This is a genomic window from Paracoccus sp. S1E-3 (assembly GCF_013868135.1).
In the GTDB taxonomy this organism is placed as follows: Bacteria; Pseudomonadota; Alphaproteobacteria; order Rhodobacterales; family Rhodobacteraceae; genus Paracoccus.
In genome coordinates, this window is record NZ_JACEMU010000016.1 from 406,823 (window position 1) to 425,451 (window position 18,629).

General features: G+C 66.4%; 21 protein-coding genes. 5 read left to right on the forward strand and 16 right to left on the reverse strand.

Annotated features, from left to right (window positions below; genetic code table 11):
- Positions 1 to 3: 3 nt before the first annotated feature.
- From tolB to H1S04_RS16560, 8 genes are all read right to left on the reverse strand, one after another.
- Positions 4 to 1,317 (reverse strand): Tol-Pal system beta propeller repeat protein TolB, encoded by a 1,314-nt coding sequence (gene tolB / locus H1S04_RS16525; RefSeq protein WP_181746738.1) that lies wholly within the window; start codon positions 1,315 to 1,317, stop codon positions 4 to 6.
- Positions 1,317 to 1,676, reverse strand: a complete 360-nt coding sequence (locus H1S04_RS16530) for a hypothetical protein (protein ID WP_181746610.1) — start codon at positions 1,674 to 1,676, stop codon at positions 1,317 to 1,319. Before H1S04_RS16530 ends, tolB begins: the two co-directional genes overlap by 1 nt.
- Positions 1,673 to 3,421 (reverse strand): protein TolA, encoded by a 1,749-nt coding sequence (locus H1S04_RS16535; protein WP_181746611.1) that lies wholly within the window; start codon positions 3,419 to 3,421, stop codon positions 1,673 to 1,675. Before H1S04_RS16535 ends, H1S04_RS16530 begins: the two co-directional genes overlap by 4 nt.
- 4 nt (positions 3,422 to 3,425) lie before the next feature.
- Positions 3,426 to 3,881 (reverse strand): ExbD/TolR family protein, encoded by a 456-nt coding sequence (locus H1S04_RS16540; RefSeq protein ID WP_181746612.1) that lies wholly within the window; start codon positions 3,879 to 3,881, stop codon positions 3,426 to 3,428.
- Positions 3,882 to 3,884: 3 nt separating this feature from the next.
- On the reverse strand, positions 3,885 to 4,580 hold the full coding sequence (gene tolQ, locus H1S04_RS16545; protein WP_181746613.1) for a protein TolQ: 696 nt from the start codon (positions 4,578 to 4,580) through the stop codon (positions 3,885 to 3,887).
- An 83-nt stretch (positions 4,581 to 4,663) separates the two neighbouring features.
- Positions 4,664 to 5,056, reverse strand: a complete 393-nt coding sequence (ybgC, locus tag H1S04_RS16550) for a tol-pal system-associated acyl-CoA thioesterase (RefSeq protein WP_181746739.1) — start codon at positions 5,054 to 5,056, stop codon at positions 4,664 to 4,666.
- Positions 5,053 to 5,841: an inositol monophosphatase family protein gene (locus H1S04_RS16555; RefSeq protein ID WP_181746614.1), complete on the reverse strand. Its 789-nt coding sequence runs from the start codon at positions 5,839 to 5,841 to the stop codon at positions 5,053 to 5,055. Before H1S04_RS16555 ends, ybgC begins: the two co-directional genes overlap by 4 nt.
- 387 nt (positions 5,842 to 6,228) lie before the next feature.
- Entirely contained in the window at positions 6,229 to 7,140 is a 912-nt protein-coding gene (locus H1S04_RS16560; protein ID WP_181746615.1) for a LysR family transcriptional regulator, read from the reverse strand.
- An 84-nt stretch (positions 7,141 to 7,224) separates the two neighbouring features.
- Between H1S04_RS16560 and metF the strand changes: the two genes are divergently transcribed.
- Positions 7,225 to 8,079 carry a methylenetetrahydrofolate reductase [NAD(P)H] gene (gene metF, locus H1S04_RS16565; protein ID WP_181746616.1) on the forward strand — a complete coding sequence of 285 codons (855 nt, stop codon included), beginning with the start codon at positions 7,225 to 7,227 and terminating at the stop codon, positions 8,077 to 8,079.
- A 507-nt stretch (positions 8,080 to 8,586) separates the two neighbouring features.
- Here the strand turns inward: metF and H1S04_RS16570 are convergent.
- Positions 8,587 to 9,651 (reverse strand): DUF2235 domain-containing protein, encoded by a 1,065-nt coding sequence (locus tag H1S04_RS16570; RefSeq protein ID WP_181746617.1) that lies wholly within the window; start codon positions 9,649 to 9,651, stop codon positions 8,587 to 8,589.
- Between the two features lie 136 nt (positions 9,652 to 9,787).
- Between H1S04_RS16570 and H1S04_RS16575 the strand changes: the two genes are divergently transcribed.
- Positions 9,788 to 10,114 carry a YnfA family protein gene (locus H1S04_RS16575; RefSeq protein ID WP_181746618.1) on the forward strand — a complete coding sequence of 109 codons (327 nt, stop codon included), beginning with the start codon at positions 9,788 to 9,790 and terminating at the stop codon, positions 10,112 to 10,114.
- A gap of 22 nt (positions 10,115 to 10,136) precedes the next feature.
- Here the strand turns inward: H1S04_RS16575 and H1S04_RS16580 are convergent, their stop codons facing one another.
- From H1S04_RS16580 to H1S04_RS16590, 3 genes are all read right to left on the reverse strand, one after another.
- Positions 10,137 to 11,279, reverse strand: coding sequence for a type III PLP-dependent enzyme (locus tag H1S04_RS16580; protein WP_181746619.1), 1,143 nt, complete (start codon positions 11,277 to 11,279; stop codon positions 10,137 to 10,139).
- A gap of 128 nt (positions 11,280 to 11,407) precedes the next feature.
- A complete protein-coding gene (locus tag H1S04_RS16585; protein WP_181746620.1) occupies positions 11,408 to 11,965 on the reverse strand; it encodes a PRC-barrel domain-containing protein in 558 nt (185 codons plus the stop codon).
- Between the two features lie 91 nt (positions 11,966 to 12,056).
- The gene (locus H1S04_RS16590; RefSeq protein WP_181746621.1) at positions 12,057 to 12,746 is read right to left on the reverse strand and encodes a helix-turn-helix domain-containing protein; all 690 of its coding nucleotides are present in this window, start codon (positions 12,744 to 12,746) and stop codon (positions 12,057 to 12,059) included.
- 99 nt (positions 12,747 to 12,845) lie between these two features.
- On the opposite strand from H1S04_RS16590, the gene H1S04_RS16595 reads away from it, so the two are divergent.
- Genes H1S04_RS16595 through H1S04_RS16605 form a run of 3 tightly spaced genes read left to right on the forward strand, consistent with a single transcriptional unit; the run spans position 12,846 to position 15,047 of the window.
- Positions 12,846 to 13,571 carry a DUF1428 domain-containing protein gene (locus H1S04_RS16595; RefSeq protein WP_181746622.1) on the forward strand — a complete coding sequence of 242 codons (726 nt, stop codon included), beginning with the start codon at positions 12,846 to 12,848 and terminating at the stop codon, positions 13,569 to 13,571.
- A complete protein-coding gene (locus H1S04_RS16600) occupies positions 13,568 to 14,269 on the forward strand; it encodes a glutathione S-transferase family protein (protein WP_181746623.1) in 702 nt (233 codons plus the stop codon). The genes H1S04_RS16595 and H1S04_RS16600 overlap by 4 nt, the downstream gene beginning before the upstream one ends.
- Positions 14,253 to 15,047: a VOC family protein gene (locus tag H1S04_RS16605; RefSeq protein WP_181746624.1), complete on the forward strand. Its 795-nt coding sequence runs from the start codon at positions 14,253 to 14,255 to the stop codon at positions 15,045 to 15,047. The genes H1S04_RS16600 and H1S04_RS16605 overlap by 17 nt, the downstream gene beginning before the upstream one ends.
- A 3-nt stretch (positions 15,048 to 15,050) precedes the next feature.
- On the opposite strand, the gene H1S04_RS16610 is transcribed toward H1S04_RS16605, so the two are convergent.
- The 4 genes from H1S04_RS16610 to H1S04_RS16625 are packed head-to-tail and all read right to left on the reverse strand — an operon-like array spanning position 15,051 to position 18,507.
- Positions 15,051 to 15,884 carry a metal ABC transporter permease gene (locus tag H1S04_RS16610; protein ID WP_181746625.1) on the reverse strand — a complete coding sequence of 278 codons (834 nt, stop codon included), beginning with the start codon at positions 15,882 to 15,884 and terminating at the stop codon, positions 15,051 to 15,053.
- Positions 15,881 to 16,738: a metal ABC transporter permease gene (locus H1S04_RS16615; protein WP_181746626.1), complete on the reverse strand. Its 858-nt coding sequence runs from the start codon at positions 16,736 to 16,738 to the stop codon at positions 15,881 to 15,883. The genes H1S04_RS16610 and H1S04_RS16615 overlap by 4 nt, the downstream gene beginning before the upstream one ends.
- On the reverse strand, positions 16,735 to 17,601 hold the full coding sequence (locus tag H1S04_RS16620; protein WP_181746627.1) for a manganese/iron ABC transporter ATP-binding protein: 867 nt from the start codon (positions 17,599 to 17,601) through the stop codon (positions 16,735 to 16,737). The genes H1S04_RS16615 and H1S04_RS16620 overlap by 4 nt, the downstream gene beginning before the upstream one ends.
- A 3-nt stretch (positions 17,602 to 17,604) precedes the next feature.
- On the reverse strand, positions 17,605 to 18,507 hold the full coding sequence (locus tag H1S04_RS16625; RefSeq protein ID WP_181746628.1) for a metal ABC transporter substrate-binding protein: 903 nt from the start codon (positions 18,505 to 18,507) through the stop codon (positions 17,605 to 17,607).
- Positions 18,508 to 18,629: the final 122 nt, after the last annotated feature.

Genomic DNA, 18,629 nt, shown 5'->3' on the forward strand with positions numbered 1-18,629 from the left:
TTTTTAAGGCAGCAACGGCCCCCAGGCAGGGTCCGACGCCGCATCATTCAGCGCAACTGGTCGCATGTTTCGCCCGGTAATGTCCACAGAATGCAACTGCGGGACCTCATCGTCGGCGGTCAGGCGTGTGAAGATCAACACACGGCCGTTCGGCGCCCAGCTTGGCCCGGAATCGCGACCGCCCTCGGACAGAAGCTGCTCGCCCGAGCCATCGGGCCGCATCACCCCGATGGACGAACCCGCCTTGGTCTGGCGCGTGAAGGCGATCCGGTCGCCGCGCGGCGACCAGGCCGGCTCGCCATAACTTCCCCCACCGTCGCCGAAGGAAATACGCGTCGGTTCCGATCCGTCAGCGCGCATCACATACAGCTGCGACGACCCCGAGCGATCGCTTTCGAAGACGATATGGCGGCCGTCCGGCGACCAGCTGGGCGCGGTGTCGATGGCCGGACCCAGCGTGATCGGCTTGGCAAAGCTCGGGTTGGCGACCTCCATGATCCAGATGTCGGTGTTGCCGCTGCTTTCGCGCGAAAAGGCGATCCATTTCCCGTCGGGCGAGAAGCGCGGCGCGAAGCTCATGGCGCGCGGATCGCGGGTCAGCGCGGTCGACGTGACGGTCTCCACGTCCAGCGACATGATCTGCGGCACGCCGCTGGCAAAGCTGGTATAGAGCACCGTCTGCCCATCGGGCGAGAAGCGCGGCGACAGCACGAGATCGTCCTTCGAAGTCAGCCATTTGACGCCCGCGCCGTCATAATCCATCACCCCGACCCGCTTGACACGTTCGGTCGCCGGGCCGCTTTCACCGATGAAGGCGATGCGGCTGTCGAAATACGGGGTCTCGCCGGTGATGCGGGCATAGATCTGGTCGGCGATCTTGTGCGCGGCGCGCCGCCACCCCTCGCGCGGCGAGACGAACTGCATTCCGTCCCCCAGCGGCTGACCGGCGAAGACGTCGAACAGCCGGAAGCGCAGCATGACCGAATCGCCCTCGAGGGCGACCTGACCGGTCACCAGCGCCTCGGTCCCGGTTGCTTTCCAGGCGATATAATCGACGGTGCGGTCGAAGCCCGTCGCCGGGCTGCTTTCGGGTTCGGTCATCTCAAACAGGCCGGTGCCGTTCAGGTCGTCGGCGATGACGGCGGTGATATCGCCCAACAGTTCGCCAGCACCGCCCGCATCCTCGAAGCGCAGAGCGACGGGCATGGGGCGGACGACGCCCTCGGTGATCTCGATGCGCAAGGGGGCGTCCTGCGCAAGCGCCGGCAGCGGCCCAAGCAACGCAGCGGCCAACAGGGCAAAGGCGGCGCGCCGCATCATGACATGGCTCCGATTCCGTCGGCAGTAAAGGTGATCTCGATCAGGTCCCAGGCATCATAGCGATCCTTCGGCAGATCGTAACCCGCGCGCGCGCAGCGAAGCACCGCCCGCCGCGCCGCTTCGAACGCGGTCTGCGCTGCCGTGCCCACCACCACAAAACTGTCTGCGACGGGGCGGCCGTCAGGGGTCATGGCGAAGCGCAGGGTAACGCGTGGGTCGACCCCCTGCGCGAGTGTCCAGCAGCTTTCGACCCTGCCCGCGAAACCGGTCTTTTCCGCCGGGGACAGCGCAGCCGGCTGCGCCAGCGCCGCGACCGGCGCCAGCATCATCGCTGTCAGGGCGCGCCGGACGCTCATTCGAAACCCTCGACGCCGTTGGGCGTGAAGGTCATCTCGACATCGTCCCATTCGTTATACTTGGCCGCCGGCAACTTATAGCCCGAACCGGCGCAGCGCAGGATCGCGCGGCGCGCGGCTTCGAAGGCCTGCTGGCGGGCGCCGTCGACCTCGGGCGCGCCGACGATGCGGAAGCTGTCAGGATCGGGGCGGCCGTCGCGGCTCATGGTGAAGCCGACCACGACGCGGGTTTCCAGCGCCTCAATCGAGGCGGTGCCGAGGTTCCAGCACGACTGCACCGCATCGCGGAACCCGTCCTTCTCGGCCTGAGTCATCGGCACGCTGGCAATGTCCACCGCCTCGCGCGGGGGCAGCTGCGACGGCCGGGTCTCGCCCATCGCATCGGCAAGCGCATCGTCCAGATCATTCGCCTCGATCCGGGCGCTGCCGGCTTCGTTCAGCGCATCGGTCAGCACGTCCGACCCGCCGCCCTCGCCCTCGCCTTCGGGCGCGTTGCCGTCGACCGGGCTGGGGGTGGCTTCCTGCGCGTTCTGCGCGGCGTCCTGCAGGCGCTGCTGCTCGGCGAGCCGCTCGGCAAGCGCGGTCTGGCGCGCCAGTTCGGCCTGCGCAGCAGCGCGGATATCGGCCAGTTCGCGTTCCTCGGCCTCGCGGGCCAGGCGGCGCTGTTCCTCCTCCTCGATCTGGCGGGCGATGTCGGCCAGCCGTTCCTGCTCGGCGCGGCGTTCTTCCGCGCGGCGCTGTTCTTCCGCGCGGCGCTGTTCCTCGGCGCGGCGTTCTGCGGCCAGACGCTCCTGTTCGCGGCGCTCAGCTTCGGCGCGGGCCTCCTCCTCACGGCGGGCTGCTTCGGCACGGCGTTCTTCCGCGCGCCGTTGGGCTTCGGCGCGCTCGGCCTCCTGCCGTGCGGCTTCGGCGCGGCGCGCTTCCTCAGCGCGTTCGGCCTCCGCACGTGCGGCTGCGGCGCGTTCTTCTTCGGCGCGGGCGGCGGCGGCGCGGGCTTCACGCTCCTGTGCGGCCTCCTGCGCTTCGGCGGCGGCGATGGCGGCCTGGCGGTCTTCCTCGGCCTGGGCGGCGGTCGCCAGACGTTCCCGCTCGGCGGCCGCTACGGCAGCTTCGGCACGGGCCGCTTCGCGCGCGGCAACGACGGCTTCGCGCAGCCCCGCCGGACGATCCGGTGGCGGGGCTGAGCGATCCAGCGCCAGCGCCGAGCGCGGCGTCACAGGCTGGTCGGGCCGCGCCGGGGCGGCGGTGTCGGGGGTTGCCTCGGTGCGCGGCGTGTCGGGCGCGACCTCGGCATCGGGGGCCTGCGGGACCGGCGCGATGGTCGCCACGTCGACGGGCGGCCGCGCGGTTTCCAGATCGCTGAGATCGGGCGCCGGTTCGGCCGTGGTCGAGGGCTGGGGCAGCGCCGCAGCCGTGGTGTCTGGCTCGGGCGCCTCGAGCGCCACGTCGGGGCCTTCGGCGGCGCTGGTATCGCCGGGCGTCTGCGGCTGCGCGGGGGCATCGCCATCGGCCTGACCCACCGGGCCGGCCCCGCGCGAGCGTGCGGCCATTTCCTCGAACTGCTGGTTCGAGATCGTCGTCACCTCGGTCATTTCAACCGGCGGACTGTCATCGGCGGCGAACAGCGCCCCCCCGATGATGGCCCACAGGACCAGCACCGTGTGGCCGACGCCGGAAATCCACACGCCCACGCGTTCGGCGCGGTCCCGGCCCGGCGGCATCTGGTGTTCAAGCGGATCCAGCATCGGATCAGCCGTCCATCCGCGGCCCGCCGGTATCGGTCACCAGCACGATATTGTTGAAGCCGGCGGCGTTCAGGGCGCCCATCACCTGAACCACGCGGGCATAGGGGATCGCCCCGTCCGCGCGCAGGAAGATCTTGGCCGAAGCCCGCGTCGCGGCCAGTTCGCGCAGGCGCGGGACCAACTGGTCCTCCTCGACGCTGTCTTCCATCAGCATCAGCGGACCCTCCGCCGGGACCGAGACGGTCAGCGGCTCCTCGGGTTCGGCGGCGACCGCATTCGCAGCGGTTTCTGGCAGTTGCAGCGGCACGCCCACGGTCAGCAGGGGCGCGGCGACCATGAAGATGATCAGCAGCACCAGCATCACGTCGACGAAGGGCGTGACGTTGATTTCCGCCATCGGCTGGCGGCGGCTGCGCCCCCGGCGCGAGGATGACGGGCTGTTGCGGGACTGGACCTGCATCGGTCAGCCCTCGTTCAGCTGGCGCGACAGGATGGTCGAGAACTCGTCGGCGAAGTTTTCATAGCTCGCGCCCAGCCGGTCCGAATCAGCAATGAACTTGTTGTAGAAGATCACCGCGGGGATTGCCGCCATCAGGCCAAGCGCGGTCGCCAGCAGCGCCTCGGCGATGCCCGGCGCCACCACCGCAAGCGAGGTATCCTGCGCAATCGCGATCTGTTCGAAGGCGGTCTTGATGCCCCAGACGGTGCCGAAAAGCCCGATGAAGGGCGCGGTCGATCCGATCGTGGCCAGCCAGGACAGCCCGCGCGTCAGCCGCGCTTCCTCGCGCCCGATGGCCACATTCATGCCCCGGTCGATGCGCTGCTGGGTGCCGGGGATCATGCCGCCCTGCTCGTCCTGCGACTTGCGCCACTCGCCCATGCCGGCGGCGAAGATCCGCTCGGGCGCGCCGCGCGGGGTCTGCCCGATGCGGTCATACAGATCGTCCAGAGGCTCTCCCGACCAGAAGGCGCGGTCGAATTTCGCCGCATCGGCACGGGCGGCGGCGAATTTCAGAAGCTTCTGAACGATCAGCGCCCAGGACCAGAAGCTGGCGAGGATCAGAAGCACCATCACGATCTTGACGATCAGCGAGGCGCGCATGAACAGCGCGATCAGCGAAAAATCAATCTGCTGCCCTGCGGAGGCGAGTTGTTCCATAAATCTGCCCGTAAACTGCTGGCCAATTCCGGCCTTTCGCGCGCTTTAGCAGGAAAATCCGGCAGGGACCAACAAAATGCCGATCAACTTCCCATGAGTGCCGCCAGATCGCCCGGCAAGCGGCGCGGGCGCATGTCCGGGCCAAGGCAGGCCAGCATCACGCGCGCCTTGAACAGAAGCTGTTCGCCGCGCAGGACCTGCTGGTCCAGCTCGATCCGGGCAGGGGTGATGCGATGGGGGGCGGTGGTAACGATCAGCGTATCGTCAAAGCGCGCGGGCGACAGATAGTCGGCCTCGACCCGGCGGACCGCGAAGACGGCGCCCTCGTCTTCCTTCATGCGGGTCTGATCGATGCCGAGCGCGCGCGTCCATTCGGTCCGCGCGCGTTCGATGAAGCGCAGGTAATTGGCGTAATAGACGATCCCGGCCAGATCGGTGTCTTCGTAATAGACCCGGACCGGCCAGCGATGCATCAGGGGCGCTCCCGCACCAGCGCGGCGAATTCGGGGAACAGCGCTGCATTGGCGCATACGATATTGCCGGCATCGACCACCGGGCCGTCGCCGCGGATGGTCTCGACGAAGCCGCCGGCTTCCTTGACCATCAGGATACCCGCCGCCACGTCCCAGGCATGAATGTCGCGTTCCCAATAGCCATCGACGCGGCCGGCCGCGACATAGGCCAGATCCAGCGCGGCCGAGCCGAAGCGGCGGATGCCGGCGCTGACCGGGGCGATGCGGGCGAAATCCTGCAGGGTCGCGGGCAAGGTGCCCTTGCCGCCGAAGGGAACCCCGGTGGCGAAGATTGATTCGATCATCTTCCGGCGCCCGGAGACCCGCAGCCGCGTGCCGTTCATCCACGCCCCGCCGCCCTTTTCGGCGGTATACATCTCATCCTTGGCGGGATCGAAAATGACGCCCGCGACGATCTCGCCCTTGTGCTCCAGTGCGATGCTGACCGCCCAGTGCGGCAGGCCGTGCAGGAAGTTGGTGGTGCCGTCCAGCGGATCGACGATCCAGCGCCGGGTCGGGTCCTCGCCCTGCTCGGTGCCGGTTTCCTCGCCCAGCCAGCCATAGGTCGGGCGGGCGCCGCGCAGTTCTTCCTTGATCAGCCGCTCGGCCTCGCGGTCTGCGCGGCTGACGAAATCGCCCGCGCCCTTGACCGAGACCTGAAGGTTCTCGACCTCGCGGAAGTCCTTGACCAGCGCACGCCCCGCTTTGCGCGCGGCCTTGATCATCACGTTCATATTGGCGCTTTGCATCGCGGCGCTCCTGCATTCGGGGATTCTGGCTATCGGGTTTTCACGCGGTTTAGGGGGAATGGCGCGCGAAGGGAAGCCATGTCCCAAAAAGAGGAACGTATGGGAAACACGGGCTGTGCGAATCGCCTGATCCATGATACCAAATACAGGCCAAATGCTCGGCATCGATACTAAATGGAGTGTCTGAAATGTCAAAAATGCATCGTAGCGCCAAATCGGGACAGTTCGTGTCCAAGGGCTATGCCAAATCGCATCCATCGACGACCGTTAGCGAAACACGTGGTGGCGGCGCGACCGGGGCAGCGCGCAGCGCCAAAACCGGCCGCTTCGTCAGCGACTCATATGCGCGCCGGCATCCTTCGACGACGGTGAAGGAAAGCTAGTTCGTCAGACCTGTGCCCGCCCGGCGCGCACCGTATCGGTCCGCGCCAGCCGCAGCACGTGATCCATATAGGGCAGCCGCCGGTCGGAATCGCGGATGGCCGCATAGACCCGGCGCTTCAACCCGTCCTTGCCCAGCCGGATCGTGGTCAGTTCGGGGTTGCCCGCATGGCGGCGCAGCACCCAGTCGGGCATCACCGCCACCCCGCGTCCCGCTGCGACCAGCATCAGCGTCACGTCGGTCAGCTCGACCTGCCGGACTTCGCGCGGCTCGATCCCGGCGGGCAGCAGGAATTGCGAAAACACGTCCAACCGCTCGCGATCCATGGGATAGACGATCAGGCTTTCGCCGGCCAGGTCCTCGGGGCGCGCATAACCCTGCGCCGCCAGCGGGTGACTGGCGGCGACGACCATGGTGGGGGCATAGTCGAACAGCGGTTCGAAGGTGACGCCGGGCAGATCCTCGGGATCCATCGAGACGACCAGATCGACCTCGCCCCGCAGAAGCGCCGGAAGGGCGGCGAAGGCCAGTCGGGCGCGGATGTCCAGATCGACTTCGGGGAAGGTGCGGCGGAACTGGTCCAGCACCGGCAGCAGCCAGTCGAAACAGGCATGACATTCCATGGCGATGTGCAGCTGGCCGACGCGCCCGGCCTCGACGCCCTTAAGCTCGGCCTCGGCGGCGTCGATCAGCGGCAGCAGCTGTTCGGCCAGCCGCAGCAGCCGCATCCCCGCGGGCGACAGCCGCATCGGCTTGGCGCGGCGGACGAACAGCTCTACCCCGGCCTGATCCTCCAGCGCCTTGACCTGATGGGACAGCGCCGATTGGGTGATGTTCAGCACGCCCGCCGCGCGGGCCAGGCCACCCTGTTCGTGAATGGCGCGAACGGTGCGAAGATGGCGCAGTTCAAGATGCATCGGACTCATCATAATGATGTGGATTATGAATTTGTCTCACGCCGTCAGGCATGGCACAAGGGCTGAACCTCAAGGATTGCCAAGATGACCACGCCTGCAGTCAGTTTCGAATTCTTCCCGCCCCGCAATCTGGATGCGTCCTTCCGGCTGTGGGACACCGCCCGCGCGCTGTCGCCGCTGGGGCCCGACTTCGTGTCGGTCACTTACGGCGCCGGTGGCACCACCCGCCAGCTGACGCATGAGGCGGTGACGGCGCTGACGAACCATTACGGCCTGAACGTGGCCGCGCATCTGACCTGCGTGGATGCCAGCCGCGAGGAAACCATGCAGATCGTCGAGGAATATGCGCAGGCCGGCGTGCGCGAGATCGTGGCGCTGCGCGGCGATGCCCCGCAGGGGCAGTCAGTCTGGACGCCGCATCCCGAGGGCTTCGCATCCTCGGTCGAACTGATCGAGGCGATCGCCCGGCGCGGCGACATCGCCATCCGCGTCGGCGCCTATCCCGAGCCGCATCCCGATTCGCCGGGCACCGCCGCCGATGTGGCCTTCCTGAAACGCAAGGTCGATGCCGGCGCGACCTCGGCCATCACCCAGTTCTTCTTCGACGCCGACACCTTTTTCCGCTTCCGCGACGCCTGCGTGGCGGCTGGGATCAATGTGCCGATCCTGCCCGGTATCCTGCCTATCCAAAGCTGGACCGGCGCGCGCAAATTCGCCGAGCGCTGCGGCACCTCGGTCCCCGACTGGGCCATTGCCGCCTTCGAGGCCGCTGGCAAGGAAGGCGAGGCCGCGCTGGCGCAGGACCTTTCGGTCAGGCTGTGCCGCGACCTGCTGGCCGGCGGGGTCGAGCATCTGCATTTCTATACGTTGAACAAGCCCGACCTGACCCTGGCGGTCTGCCGCGCGTTGGGCGCGGCTAAAAAGGGCCTTGCCGCCTGACCCGACGGGCGCGCCGCGCATAAGCGGGCAACAATGACCGCGACATTGGACGCCGCCCCTTGGGCGGCGTTTTTTCTGAGGGCGCGTGCCTTTGGGCCAGCCCATCGCGGAAATGCGGTGTCTGACCAATACGGCCGACCGTTCTCAGCCAGCCGAGCCGCTTCTCCGAACCGGCCCAGTCTACGCGGCTTGAAGGGTCCCGGCGCCGCGGCTTGCAGGATGGCGCATTTGCCCCAAGGGCTGCCCCCCGATCCGCCGCCATCTGGTGCCGCCGCAGAACTGCCGCCCCGGCCCGGACAGCGGGTCGCGAAGCTTCCCTGCCACATACCCCCCCTTGGTCGCCTAAGGCCGCACGGGCGCCGCAATCCGGCAGGAGCCGCCCGGCACCACCATCGCGCCGGCTGCGCTGTGCCTGCCGGTAAACCCTAGGCGCCGCGGGTGATGCGCTGTTCCCGCAGCCTGCCGCAGACGCGATCCGCACCTGTCGACAGGCCGCCCGAGCCGCCGCTAATGCAGCAGCCGCCCCGCCTTGTGCACCTGCCGCTGGCGGCGACGCGCGCGCAGGCGAGTGGGATGCGAGTCCTCCTCGGCCAGATCGCCGGTCAGGATGGCCGGTCCCTTGTAGGGGCGCGGCACCGAGGGGTGCAGCGCCTCGCTGGGGTCCAGCCCCGCTACCCGCGGGCTGCGGGCCAGGAACGCCTTGCCCCAGCCGCGCCAGTTCCCGACCGAAGGCGCGGCGACATCCTGCGCGAACCGGTCGCGCCAGCCGTGGGGCAGCGCCAGCCCGGCGCTTTCGGCCTGGCCCAGCATCCAGACCAGCGGGATATTCGCCAAGGGCCGCGCCGCCTCATACCCCGACAGCTGGCCGCCAATATCGGCGTGATAGCCCTTGAACCACATCTGCACGATCCGGCCGCCGGTCCGCCCGGCGCTGTTCCACAGGATCGGCTGGAAGGCGGCACGGGTTTCATCCAGCGCCAGCGCCTGCGCCCCCAGCAGCACGTCATCGCCGAGATGCTGATCGTGAAAACGGAAGCGCGGTTCCGTCATCATCCACAGCACCGGCAGACGAATCCCCAGTGCCATCACGGTGTCGAACACCCCCAACATGTTGATGGGCGCGCTGTCATGGCACAGGCGGGCGCGCAGATCGGCGCGGGCGGCGGCGCTGCCCGCATCACGATACATGCGCCAGACGGTGCGGATATTGCGTTCGGTCGCGGCATCCGCGCGCAGCAGCCCGACCCGCCCGATCATCGCCGCCAGTGACCGGATGGCGAACGCACCGCGCGAATAACCCATCAGGAAGATCCGGTCCCCCGGACGATAGGCCGAGGCGAGCCAGCCATATGCATCACGGATGCGCGCGCCCATGCCGTGCCCCATGGCGATGCCCATGATCTGGCGCCACGCCTCCCATTGCTGGCCGGCGTCATAGCGCACGCGCAACGCGGCCCCCCGCATCGGCCGAAGCAGCCGAAAGATCTGCCCGATATTGGAATGGCGCCCCTCCATCAACGAGGCGAATGTGCCATCAAGCAGCACGACATGGGTAACAGACGGCCGATTCATTTCGCCACAATAGCACCGATTCCTTCACGGGTGGTGAACCGCCGATATGACAAAATCGTCAGGATTGCCTCGCATCGCGCGCGGGACGGGGATATAGCTCTGCGTCGACCGCACCCCCGAGCCTGACCCCGCCGACATGCATGCGCTTGCCCTCTTTGCCCTGGCCTCTTTGTGCGAGATCGCCGGCTGCTATGCCTTCTGGGCCTGGGCGCGGCTGGGGCAAGGGGCGCTTTGGCTGCTGCCCGGCACGGGGCTGCTGATCTGTTTTGCCTGGCTGCTGACGCTCAGCCCCGCCGATCAGGCCGGGCGCAGCTTTGCCAGCTATGGCGGGATCTATATCACCGCCTCGCTGGTCTGGATGTGGCTGGTGGAAGGGCGCCGCCCCGATATCTGGGATCTGGCCGGCGCCGCCCTGTGTCTGACCGGCGCCGCCGTTATCCTGCTGGCGCCGCGGGGCGTCTGAACGACGCCCCCGCGAAACCCGTTCAGTCGAGCCGCAGGGCCGTGGCGCGCTGCATCTCGCCAAAGCCGTTGAAGCGGGTATTGGTCACCACCGAATAGGCGCCGGCACCGTGGAAAACGACGTAGTCGCCTTCCTGCACCGCGCCCGGCAGCACCAGTTCGCCCGGCAGGCGGTCGACCGAATCGCAGGTCGGTCCGAAGATGACCCGGCCACCCTCATCGCCGCCGCGCTGCACGCCCTCGGGCGTGAAGACCTGCACGCGGTCGAGATTGCCGACCACCGGCAGTTCCGCCAGACCACCATAGACGCCATCATTGAGAAACACCGACTGCCCGTCGCGGACCGCCTTGACGCGGGTGATGAGAGAGAATGCATCGCCGCAGACGCCCCGGCCCGGCTCGCAGACCAGCATGGGGGCGTCATCGCCGAAGCTTTCGGCGGTCACGCGGCCGATCAGCGCAAAGATGTCATCCAGCGCCGGTTCCACCCCGTGCACGCGGTGCGAGGGGAAGCCGCCGCCGACATTCAGCCGCTTCGCGGTCACGCCCGCCATGTCGCAGATCTCGCGGGCGGTGCGGATATACTGCTCCCATGCGCCGGGATCGGTGCATTGGGTGCCGGGATGGAAGGTCAGCGAGGGGGTGAAGCCAGCCTCGGCCACACGTTTCAGCAGTTCAGCCGCCACTTCCGGCGAGGCCCCGAATTTCGAGCCGAAATCGTAGATCGCGCCGGCCACGGGCAGCTTGAAACGCGGCGAGATCTCGCAGCCTTCGGGCGGCACCATCTCGATCAGCTTGTCCAGTTCGGAATGGCTGTCGACGGACCAGGCCTTGATACCGGCATTCACCGCATGGGCGATTTCCCAACGGGCGCGGACGGGGTTGTGATAATGGCGCGCGGCGCCCGGCGACAACCGGCCGATCAGGTCGATCTCGGCCGGCGAGGCGACGTCGAAACCGGTCACGCCTGCGGCGATCAGGTTCTCGATCACGGTTTCGTCCGGGTTTGACTTCACCGCATAGGTGACAAGGCCCGGAAAGCCTTTCAGGAACCGTTTGGCGGTGTCCTGCAGGACAGTCGGGGCAAAGACCATGACCGGATGTTCGGGCCGGGTTTCGCGGATGATTTCTGCGGGATTTTGCCAGACGGTCTTCAACTGTGTCATCGCACCTTCCATGATCGCGGGTGACAGGGGCCCAGACGGGTTCGCCGGAAATAGAGCATCTTGCCGTGCGTTTCAAATGCGATCGCCCCGAACGATGCCGGGGCGATGCAATCATTTCATGACGGTGGTTATTGTGCCTTGACGGCTTCTTCAGCGACCTTTTCGCGGGTCTCCAGCGCCTCTTTGCTCAGACCCGATACCACGGCGATGCGGTCAGGCGTGACGACGAAGGCAATTTCCTCGGGCAGCAGGACGACTTCCTTTTCGCCCAGGCCCAGGAAGCCGCCGACCTCGGCGATGGCCCCCACAACATTACCGCTCCCGTCGAGGACCAGATCCTCAACCTCACCGATCTTGTCCCAATCGGTGTTGATCTCGGTGAAGGCAGCGCCGTCATCCCAGGTGGTCTGACCGGTCACGTCGATGGTGTAGACATCCACACCTTCCAGCGCCGAAGCGCGCAGCAGCCCGGTCTTTTCCGCGCCCGCAGGCGTGGACGCAGCCGCGTCGGCGGCAGGCGGGGTCGCCGCCGCATCAGCTGCAGGCGGGGTCGCGGCAGAATCGGCAGGGGGCGGGGATTCGGGTGCTGCCGTCTGGGCAATCGCCGCACCGCCAAGTGCCAGGATCAGCGCGGAGGTGAGATAAAGATTTTTCATCATGAATATCCTTTTCATGCCGTGGACCATCACAACCTGCCACAACCGGAATCGTTGCACGGATCGGCTCGTCAAAATGGATCATCGGCAAAGTTCTGCCAACGAATGCCATCGGGGAGGTTCAGCCAAATTCGGCCCGGGTCGATGTCGCCGGGGCGGCATGGGCTTCCAGCCGGAACAGGTCGACAAAATCCTGCGCCGCTGCCAGATCGCCTTCGGCCGCGATTACCCTCTGCGCGGCCAGCTGTGCCACCGGGGTCGGACCATAGACGGCGATCGCCATTGCGTTGCCGCTGCCCTTCAGCAGGAATGGCGCGTCGGGCTGCGCGGTCGCGCGGGTCGCGACCTGCGGATGATCCACCTGCATGGTGAAACGCTCGGCCCCGAAATCGAAGCCGGCCCGCGGGGCAGCCGTTCCGATCGGGTCACGCGTCAGGTTGACCCCCATCGAGATCATCAGCGCGCTGGGGCTGATGAAGCGTTTATGGTCATGGCCGGGCATGAGCAGCGCCCAGCGGCACAGCGCCTCCAGCACCGGCAGCAGGGCGCGGCCTGAATCCCTGAGCGCATAAAGCCCCTGCGTGGCGTCATGGATCAGCACCCCCGCCTCGCGCAGCTGTGCCAGACGTGCGGTCAACACGCTGGCGGTCACGCCGGGCAGCCCGGCGCGGATCAACTGGAAGCGCTTGGGGGCGAAAAACAGCTCGCGCACCACCAGCAAGGCCCAGCGATCACCGATCAGGTTCAGCGCATGGGCCGCCAGACAGCCTTCGTCATAACGGATTCGCGTGGTTTCGCCGGATTTTGTCATGTTTTCATACAGGTATTGTTTTATTCATCATATCAGTTGTTTTTTACTACCGCAACTGGCAGGATGCGAGTCGAAGAAAAATTCTGGAGGAGACCCGAGATGACTTATTTCACCGGCTTCGTCGCGGCCGTTCCGACCGCCAACAAACAGAAATACCTCGATCATGTGAAAACTGCGTGGCCGCTGTTCCAGGGCTACGGCGCCACCCGCATGATCGAATGCTGGGGCGCCGACGTGCAGAAGGGCAAGGTCACCGATTTTCAGGGCGCCGTGCAGGCGAAGGATGACGAAACCGTCGTCTTTTCATGGGTCGAATGGCCCGACCGCGCCACCGCCGACAAGGCGTGGGAAACCATGCAGACCGATCCGGCCATGGAAGCGCTGGCGGAAATGCCCTTCGACGGCAGCCGGATGATCTTCGGCGGATTCGAGCCGGTGTTCGAGGCCGGCCAGCCCAGCGGCGCGGGATATTATCAGGGCTTCATTCTGGCGGTCCCGGAAAAGAACAGGCAGGCCTATGTGAAAATGGCCGGAGATGCCTGGGGCATGTTCGAGAAATACGGCTGTCTCGGCATCATGGAAAACTGGGGCGTGGACGTGCCCCATGGCAAGCAGACCGACTTCTACCGCGCCACCAAGGCCGAGCCCGGCGAGGCGGCGCTGTTTTCCTGGACCGCCTGGCCCGACCGCGCCACATGTGATGCCGCAAGCCAGAAGATGATGGCCGAGATGGAAGGCCAGCAGATGCCGGAAATGCCGTTCGACGGCATGCGCATGGTCTGGGGCGGCTTCGATCCGATCTTCGATTCGGGGGCCGCGCGATGACACTGACGCTGTATACCTATGAATGGCTCCCCGAGTTCCCGCGCGGCTTCGTGCGCGACATCCGGGTCCGCTGGGCGGCCGAGGAACTGGGGCTGCCCTATCAGATCGCCACCGTTCCGGTTTATCCCAAGACCGATGCCCATCGGGACATGCAGCCCTTCGGGCAGGTGCCGATGATCGTCGATGACGACCTGACGCTGTTCGAATCGGGCGCCATCGTCCTGCATCTGGCGGAGAACACCGACCTGCTTCCCGCCGACCAGCGCGCGCAGATCGCCCAATGGCTGATCGCGGCGCTGAACAGTGTCGAGCCGGTGATCAGCGCCTGGACCTTGACCCGTCTAGCCGGGCGGATGCCGCAGATATTCGGGCCGCCCTCGTCGCCCGAAGTGGTGGAGCATCTGCGCAAGAACATGGACGGGAGGCTGGCGGCGCTGGAACGGATCTTGGCGGGGCGCAACTGGATCGCCGGCGAATTCAGCGCTGCGGATATCCTGCTTGCCGACACGCTGCGGGTTGCGGCGGCCGAAGATGCGCTGACGGACTATCCGGCGCTGACCGCCTATGTCGACCGCGCCACCGCCCGGCCCGCCTTCCAGCGGGCCATGGCCGATCACATGGCCCATTGGACAGCGGCCGACGCCGCCCGCGCCACCCCCACCAATCCGAAGGAGAAGCAAGATGAGCTTTCAAGGTAATCCCTGCTGGTATGAACTTGGCACCAGCGACCTGAAGGGCGCGACCGCGTTCTATGAAAAGATCCTCGGCTGGCAGATCACCGATGCGGGGATGGAGGGCTTCACCTATCTTCTCGCCCGCAGCGGCGAGGAGATGGTCGCCGGCCTGATGTCGAACGACATGCAGGAAGGCCCGCCCCCGCCCAACTGGCTGATCTATTTCGCCGTCGAGGATTGCGATGCGACGGCGACGCAGATCACCGCTACGGGCGGCAAGGTGCTCAAGGCGCCCGCCGACGTTCCCGGCACCGGGCGCTTTGCCGTGGCGGCGGACCCACAGGGCGCGGTGTTCGGCATCCTTCAGCCGGACATGAGCCAGATGACCCCCGAACAGATCGCCAAGGCCCAGACCACCGGCGCTTTCGACCAGAAAAAGGCCGGGCATGGAAACTGGAACGAGCTGATGACCTCGGACCCCGAAGCCGGCTTTGCCTTCTACGCCGACCTGTTCGGCTGGACCAAGGGCGAGGCGATGCCGATGGGTGCGATGGGCACCTATCAGCTGTTCCAGCGCAATGGCGTCGATATTGGTGCGGTGCAGGGTCTGGGGGACGCTCCGGTGCCGGTATGGCTGCCCTATTTCGGGATGAATGGCTCGATGACTGCCATCATCGCGGCGATCAAGGCTGCCGGCGGCAAGGTCCATCACGGTCCCGCCGAGGTGCCCGGCCCGGCGTGGATCGCCGTGGCGCAGGACCCGCAAGGCGCATGGTTCGCGCTGGTGGGACCCGAGAAATAACGCTCAGACCCTCAGACTGCGGTGGCGGTTCACCGACAGCCGCCGCAGGAAAGCCACAATGAACATTGCCGTCAACACCAGAATGATGGTGGCGGCGGGGGCGCTGTCAAGAAAGAAGCTGGCGTAAACGCCGCCCAGCATCCCGGCCAGATTGACTGCCACCGCCATGACCAGCATCGCCCCGAACCGCCGCACGGTCAGAAACGCAATCGCGCCGGGCGCGATCAGCAGCCCGACCGCGAGGATCAGCCCGGTCGAGGACAGGGTCGCCACGATGGTCAGCGACAGGATCGTCAGCAGCCCGTAATGCAGCAGCCGCACCGGCAGACCCGAGGCCTTCGCCTGCGCCGGATCGAAGGCCTGCAGCATCAGGTCCTTCCATTTCAGCAGCAGGCAGGCGCTGACCAGCAGGGAAATCCAGCCGGCCGTCCAGAGATCGTTAGGCTGGATGCCCAGCATGTTGCCGAACAGGATGTGATCCAGATGCACATTGGTGCGCAGCGCCACATACATGACGATGCCCAGCCCGAACATGCCGGAAAAGACCACGCCCATCACCGTGTCCGACTTGACGCGGCTGTTTTCGGACAGAAACCCCGTCGCCAGCGCCGTCAGCATCCCTGCCACAAAGGCCCCGAAGATCAGCGGCAATCCCCAGATATAAGCGAGCACGATCCCCGGCAGCACCGCATGGCTGACCGCATCCCCCATCAGCGCCCAGCCGTTCAGCACCAGAAAGCAGGACAGAAGCGCCGTCGGCGGTGCCACCATCAGGCAGATCAGAAAGGCGTCCCGCATGAAGGGAAAGGTGAAGGGCTGCAGCAGGGTGTCCATCATGGCGCGGGCCTCAGCGCGTCGGCGGCGCGACGACGGGCGGCCAGCACGCCGTGTTTCGGGGCGAAGATGAAGGCGGCCAGAAAGATCAGCGTCTGCAGCACCACGATGATGCCGCCGGTGGCGCCATTCAGGAAGAAGCTGGCATAGGCCCCGACAAAGCAGGTGCCGGCCCCGATGGCGACGGCCGTGACGATCAGCCGCGGGAAGCGGTCGCACAGCAGATAGGCAGTCGCGCCGGGCGTCACCACCAGCGCGATGACCAGAAACGCCCCGACCGTCTGCATCGCTGCCACCACGCAGGCCGACAGCAGCGTGAAGAAGACGCCCTTCAGCAGACCCGCGCGCAGCCCGATGGAGCGGGCATGGCTTTCGTCGAAGAACACCACCATCAGGTCCTTCCACTTCGCCACCAGCACCACCAGCGACACGGCGCTGATGATCGCCAGCTGGGTCGTCTCCTCGGGCGTGATGGCCAGGATGTTGCCCATGGTGATGGTCTGAAGATTGACGGCGATGGGGTTGATCGAGACCAGAAACAGCCCCAGTCCGAAGAAAGCCGTGAAGATCAGCCCGATCACCACATCGACCTTCAGCCCCGACCGTTCCGACAGAAACAGCATGCTCGCCGCCGCCAACCCGCCCGAGATGAAGGCGCCCACGGCCAGCGGCAGGCCCAGAAGATAGGCGCCTGCGACGCCCGGCACGACCGAATGCGACAGCGCATCGCCGATCAGCGACCAGCCTTTCAGCATCAGAAAGCAGGACAGAAAGGCGCAAACCGCGCCGACCAGTGCCGAGACCAGCATCGCACTGGTCATGTAGCCATAGGCGAACGGGTCCAGCAGCACGCTCATTCGCGGTCCTCGCGGCGTTGCATCTGGTCGCCGTATTGGACCAGCGGGCGCTCGTCGTCCGAGAAGATGGTGATGGCGCGGGCGCCGTCGTCATCATGCAGCGCTTCGCCGCCGAGGGTGAAATGACGCAGCACTCCGCCAAAGGCGCGCTCCAGGTTGGCGCGGGTGAAGGTCGTCTCGGTCGGCCCGTAAGCCAGCACCGTTCCCTGCACCAGCACCACCCGGTCGCAATATTCCGGAACCGAGCCGAGGTTATGGGTCGACACCAGCATCACCCGGCCTTCATCGCGCAGCTCGCGCAGCAGGGCGATGATCTGCTCCTCGGTCTTCACATCGACGCCGGTGAAGGGCTCGTCCAGCAGGATGACCTGGCCGTCCTGCGCCAGCGCGCGGGCCAGGAAGACGCGCTTTTTCTGGCCGCCTGACAGCTCGCCGATCTGGCGGTCGCGGTAATCCCACATGTTGACGCGCTTCAGCGCCGCCTCGACCGCCACCTCATCGGCCTTCGCGGGGATGCGCAGGAAGTTCATCTTCCCGTAGCGCCCCATCATCACCACGTCCTTGACCAGCACCGGAAAGGACCAGTCCACCTCCTCGGATTGCGGGACATAGGCGACGAGGTTGCGCTTCAGCGCCTCCGGCACGGTCAGGCCCAGCAGGCGGATCTGGCCCGCCGCAACCGGCACAAAGCCCATGATCGCCTTGAACAGCGTGGATTTGCCCGCGCCGTTCACGCCCACCAGCGCGGTGACGGTGCCGCGCGGTATTTCAAAGCTGGCATGGTTCAGCGCGGTCAGCCCGTTGCGATAGGTCACCGTCACATCGCGGGCGAAGATTCCGCCTGCCGGATCGAGGTCGCGCATCGGCTATTCTCCTTCCGCGCCGAGGCCATCGGCGATGGTCTGCGCGGTCTTTTTCAGCAAATCCAGATAGCTGGGCACCGGCCCGTCGGGGGCGGACAGGCTGTCGACATACAGCACGCCGCCGTAAGCCGCGCCGGTTTCACGGGCGATCTGGCGGGCGGGCGCGGTGTTGACGGTGCTTTCGCAGAAGACGGTGGGAATGTGACGCGCCTTCACCCCGTCGATCACCGTGCGGATCTGCTGCGGCGTGCCCATCCGATCGGCGTTCATCGGCCACAGATACAGTTCCTGCAGCCCGAAATCGCGGGCGAGATAGGGGAAAGCCCCCTCGCAACTTACCAGCCAGCGGCGATCTTCGGGCAGCGCCGCGATGCGGTCGCGCAGGGGGCCGATTTCGGACTGGATGCGCGCCTTGTAGGCCGCCGCGTTGGCGCGATAGGTGGCGGCATTCGCGGGGTCGTGCGCGGACAGCGCGGTGGCGATATTGTCGATATAGGTCATGGCGCTATCCAGCCCCATCCAGGCATGGGGATTGGGCTTGCCCTGATAGGCGCCGGCCGCAACCGGGATGGGCGTAATCCCGTCCGACAGCGTGACCGAGGGCAGATCGCCCAGATTGGACAGGAACTGTTCGAACCAGATTTCCAGATCCAGCCCGTTGCGCAGGATCAGATCGGCATCCTGCGAACGGACGAAATCGCGCGGCGTGGGTTCATATCCGTGAATTTCCGCGCCGGGTTTGGTGATCGACACCACCTCGGCGGCGTCGCCCGCGACCTGCTGCGCCATGTCGGCCAGCACCGTGAAGGTGGTCACCACTTTCATCTTTCGCGGCTGATCCTCGGCCATCGCCGATCCCGCCATCAGGGCCAAAGCCGCCGCCCATATTCCCGTTCGCACGACCATCCGCCCTGCCTCCTGCCCCTTCTGTAAATGCAATTCATTCGCAATCGTCAAGAGTAATTGCGAACGCCTCGCAATTACTTGCCTTCGGGGCGGCATGGGGCTAGACCAAAGGGGAAGCAGCA